The sequence below is a fragment of the Mycobacterium sp. genome, from assembly GCF_051006775.1.
Taxonomy (GTDB): Bacteria; Actinomycetota; Actinomycetes; order Mycobacteriales; family Mycobacteriaceae; genus Mycobacterium.
On record NZ_JBPCSX010000074.1, the window covers coordinates 1 to 4,510 of the forward strand.

Here is a 4,510-nt window from a genome sequence, read left to right on the forward strand (position 1 = left end):
ATCCTGGGCTACTACCTCTACTACTCGCTGGCCGACGGTGGACTGGGTCTGCCCAAGACCACCGCCACCGGGATCGTCGGGGCCTACGGCGGGTTGGTCTACCTGTCCACCGTGCTCGGCGGCTGGGTGGCAGACCGGGTATTGGGTATGGAGCGCACCGTCTTCTACGGCGGGGTGGTGGTGATGTGCGGTCATATTTCGCTGGCTCTGCTGCCCGGTCTCAGCGGTGTGGCGGTGGGCCTGGTGCTGATCGCCCTCGGCGCCGGTGCGTTGAAGGCCAACGCGTCGTCATTGCTGGGGACGCTCTATGCCGAGGGTGACCCCCGCCGGGATGGTGGCTTCACGCTGTTCTATCTCGGTATCAATATCGGGGCGTTCGCCGGCCCGCTGATCACCGGACTGCTGCAGACCAGGATCGGCTTCCACTACGGCTTCGGCGCCGCCGCAGTCGGTATGGCGCTCGGACTGACCCAGTATGTGGTGTTCCGGCGCAACCTCGGTGAGCACGGTCGCACGGTGCCGCATCCGTTGTCGGGTCAGGCACTCGGGCGGGCGGTGGCCGTCGCGGTCGTGGTGCTCGGGGCGATCGCGGTCGGATTCGTCACCGGAGTGGTCAAGCTGGCCAACCTCTCGCAGGTGACCACCTTGCTCATCATCATCGCGTCGGTTGCCTACTTCGCCACGATGTTGACAAGCAGCAGGGTCGACGCCGTCGAACGCACCCGGGTCCGCGCCTTCATCCCGCTGTTCATCGCCAACGCGGTGTTCTGGTCGCTGTTCCAGCAGATCTTCACCGTGCTGGCGGTCTACTCCGACGAACGGATCAATTGGACGATCTTCGGCTGGACAGCGCCGTCGAGTTGGATCGGATCCATCGAGCCGGTGTGGATCATCCTGCTCTCGCCGATGTTCGCGGTGCTGTGGACCAAGCTCGGTCGGCGCGCGCCGACCACACCGCGCAAGTTCGCCTACGGGGTGGTCGGGATGGGCGTGGCGTTCCTACTCTTTCTGCCGATGGCGGGCGGTACCGGCCGGACGGTGCCCGTCCTCGCGATTGTGGCGATCATGGCGGCGTTCGCGATCTCGGAATTGCTGCTCTCGCCGATCGGCCTGTCGGTCACCACGCAGTTGGCGCCCAACGCATTCCGTTCCCAGATGATGGCGCTGTACTTTTTCTCAGTGGGTCTGGGAACTGCGCTGTCGGGCGTGCTGGCCCGGTACTACGACCAGGCTCACGAGTTCGCCTACTTCGGCATCCTCGGCGCTGCCGCCATCGTGGTGGGTCTGATCGTCTGGGTGGTCGCGCCGCGCATCAGCGTGCTGATGGAAGGCGTGCACTGACTTCGACTAGTTCGGCGGTGGTGGTTTCGGTTGGAAGGGGTCATACCACCACCAGTGGGCGCGTTCGCCGGTTGGTCCGGGGTAGGGCGGGACCGCGGGGGCGGGCCCGGTGGGTGGTCGGGCCAGTGATCCGGGGCTCAGTGGCCGGCCGTCGCTGTCGGTGACGGCCAGTTCCTCGGCTGTGCCGGTGATGGTGATACCGCCGCGATGGTGGAGCCGATGGTGATAGGGACACAGCAGCGTCAGGTTCCACAATTCGGTGGGCCCGCCGTCTTCCCAATGCCGGATGTGGTGGGCGTGCAGGCCGCGGGTGGCGCCGCAGCCGGGAACAGCGCAGGTCCGGTGGCGGTGTTCGAGCGCGCGCCGCAGGCGCCGGCTGATGGTGCGGGTGGTGCGGCCGGCGCCGATGACCCGGCCGTCACGTTCGAACCACACCTCGCAGGTGGCATCACAGGTGAGGTATCGGCGGTCGGCGTCGCTGAGCAGTGGACCCAGATGCAATGCGGCGACTTGCTTTTCGACATCAAGGTGCACCACCACGGTGGTGCGCTGCCCGTGCGGTCGGCGGATGGCGTCGGCGTCCCAGCCGGCCTCGACCAGGCGCAGGAACGCATCACCGGTATCCGGTATCGGCGGCCGGTCATCTGCTGGGAGCTCACCGTCGCCGTGATCGGACTTCCACTCGATGATCAACGCATCCAGATGAGACTGCAGTGCGGCGTCGAACATCGCCGCCTCATCATGAGGAAGGGTGATCCGCCAGTTCGTGGATCGTTCACCGGAGGTCCTGGTGATCGAGCGCTGCGGCGGCGGCGCAGGTTCGGGTTCAGGCCGCGGCTCAAGGCTGACCGCGGTGCGCAACTGATTGACGGTGGCCACCCGCGCCAACGCCAGGTAGTGCTCATCAGAGCCGTCGGCAGCGCCGGCAGCGATAACACCCACCTGATCCAGCGACAGCCGGCCCGCACGCAACTCCGCCACGCAGCGGGGGAAGGTGTCGCTGCGCGCGGCGACGGAGGCGACTGCCTTGGCATTGGCCGCCGACATGCCCAGCTTCCAGGCGACTAACGCAGGAACCGAACGCACCCCGGTCGCTCCCCACAACCCGTCGCGATCAACCTCGGCCACGATCTCCACGATCCGGCCGTCAATCGCGTTCCGCTGACCAGCCAACTCCGCCAACTCCCCGAACAACACCTCAAGGCGCTCAGTGGGCGGTGCGACCGTTGCCGTGGACATGATCACATCATCGCAGCGGGGTATGACAAGTTTCGGCTTCAGTGCGCAATCGTGTAGGTATGGCCGTGAGAGCAATGGCTCAACGCCGGCGCAGCCGCACTACGGGGTCGCACCCCTCGGCGCTCCGCCGCGCAGGTACACCGTCGTGGTGTGGGTGAAGAACTCTCGTGCCGCGCTGCCCTGCTCCTTGGGGCCCAGACCGCTCTTCTTCGCACCGCCGAAGGGTACGTGCGGATCGGCCCCGGCAGATTCCGAGTTGATGTGCAGCACACCGACATCGACGCACTCCATCGCCTGCAGTGCGCGGGTCAGATCCTGGGTGAACACCGCGGCGGACAGCCCGAACTCGCTGTCGTTGGCCAGCGCGAACGCCTCCTCGGCATCGGCTGCACGCCGCACCGCCAGCACCGGACCGAACAGTTCCTCAGTCCAGATGTCGGCCGGGCCGCTGAGTGCGACGACGGTTGGTGCGACGAAGAAGCCCTGCGACAGCGGCCCGTCGCTATAGCGGCCACCGCCGGCCAGTACTGTCGCTCCCTGCGCGGCGGCGGTATCGATGCCGTCGACAATGCTGCCCTGTGCCGAACCGCTGACGACCGGGCCCATCTCGGTGCTGTCGATGGCTGGATCTCCCACTGTCAGCGCATCTGCCCGTGCGGTCAATGCCGTCAGGAAGCGGTCGGCAATTCCGTCGGTGAGGACCAAACGTGATGTGGCCGTGCACTTCTGGCCCGTAGAGCGGAATGCACCGAGCATCACTTGATCGACCGCCAGGTCGAAGTCGGCATCATCGAGAACCACCGCGGCGTTCTTACCGCCCATTTCGGCCTGGACCGGGACACCACGGGCAGCGGCTGCGGCGGCAATGCGGCGTCCCACCCCGGTGGAGCCGGTGAAGGTGATCGCGTCGATATCAGTGTGATTGACCACCGCGTCGCCCAGTGCGGAATTGCCGATCAGCAGGTTGAGCACCCCGGGTGGCAAACCACCCTCGTGCAGCGCCTCGGCGAGCCGGATCGCCAGCAGGGGAACAGCGCTGGCGGGCTTCCACACCACCGTGTTGCCATAGATCAATGCCGGCGCGATCTTCCACGCCGGAATCGCGATAGGGAAGTTGAACGGGGTGATCACCGCGACGACACCCACCGGTCTACGAGTGACCAGGATCTGCTCACCGGCCCGGGGCGAGGAGTAGACCTCTCCGGCCTGTCGGTCGCCCTCGGCTGCGTAGTAGCGCAGTATCTGCGCAGCGCGCATCACTTCGCCGACGCCTTCGGCTCTGGTCTTGCCCTCTTCGACGGCCAGTTCCAGGCCCCAGGCGGCGGCGTTACGCTCGACCACTGCCGCGGCGGCGGCCAGTACCGCTCCGCGCTGGTGCATGGTGGTCCCGGCCCACCCGGGCAGTGCATCCCGTGCTGCGCCGATCGCTTCCTCGGCATCGGGAGCAGTGGCCGAAAGGCCCTCGGCGACAACCTCTTCCGGACGGGTCGGGTTGTGACTCTGCACGTCAGCCCCGGTGCCGGGGCGCCACGTCCCGGCGATGAACTGGCGCAGCGGTGCGATCTCCGGGGACGCCATGTTCAGCAGAACACGGCTCGGCCGGTGGCGAGCCCCGGAGGGGTGTTGACATCTCTGTTCGGCGGCGCGGCTGCTGTGGTCATATCGTCCCGATCGCAAGGGTGTGGTCAGGAAATCGATCTTAGTGACTCCAACAGCCGCGATACCTCCCGGCCGGCCCGCAGCACGGTGTGGTCCGGCCTGACGATCGCCGTGGTGGCCCGGCCCCGGCCGAGCCAGTGGCCGACCTCGCTGTCCGGATCGGCCAGATAGACCGTGGCCCCGCACCTTTCGGCCTCGGCGCGATCTCCGGGGGACAGCGCCTGACTGGTGATCACCGCGAAGCCGCTACCCAGTACGTCGTCGAGGTGGC

The 4,510-nt window shown here is 67.0% G+C and carries 3 protein-coding genes and 1 pseudogene; 1 reads left to right on the forward strand and 3 read right to left on the reverse strand.

Going from position 1 to position 4,510, the window contains the following annotated elements; genetic code table 11:
- Positions 1-1,341: peptide MFS transporter (locus tag ACR2JI_RS05750; protein ID WP_526388941.1), on the forward strand; the 1,341-nt coding region annotated here is incomplete at its 5' end.
- Between the two features lie 6 nt (positions 1,342-1,347).
- Here the strand turns inward: ACR2JI_RS05750 and ACR2JI_RS05755 are convergent.
- From ACR2JI_RS05755 to ACR2JI_RS05765, 3 genes and pseudogenes are all read right to left on the reverse strand, one after another.
- Complete coding sequence (locus ACR2JI_RS05755; protein ID WP_526388945.1) at positions 1,348-2,583, reverse strand: HNH endonuclease signature motif containing protein; 1,236 nt, start codon at positions 2,581-2,583, stop codon at positions 1,348-1,350.
- A gap of 96 nt (positions 2,584-2,679) precedes the next feature.
- Positions 2,680-4,158 (reverse strand): aldehyde dehydrogenase family protein, encoded by a 1,479-nt coding sequence (locus ACR2JI_RS05760; RefSeq protein WP_526388943.1) that lies wholly within the window; start codon positions 4,156-4,158, stop codon positions 2,680-2,682.
- A gap of 107 nt (positions 4,159-4,265) precedes the next feature.
- Positions 4,266-4,510, reverse strand: a pseudogene (locus ACR2JI_RS05765) (bifunctional 3-(3-hydroxy-phenyl)propionate/3-hydroxycinnamic acid hydroxylase); the annotation flags it as partial.

What these genes read in the sequence shown, in the direction of transcription:
- ACR2JI_RS05760 (WP_526388943.1), bottom strand. Translation starts at nt 4,158, where the DNA reads ATGGCGTCCCCGGAGATCGCACCGCTGCGCCAGTTCATCGCCGGGACG.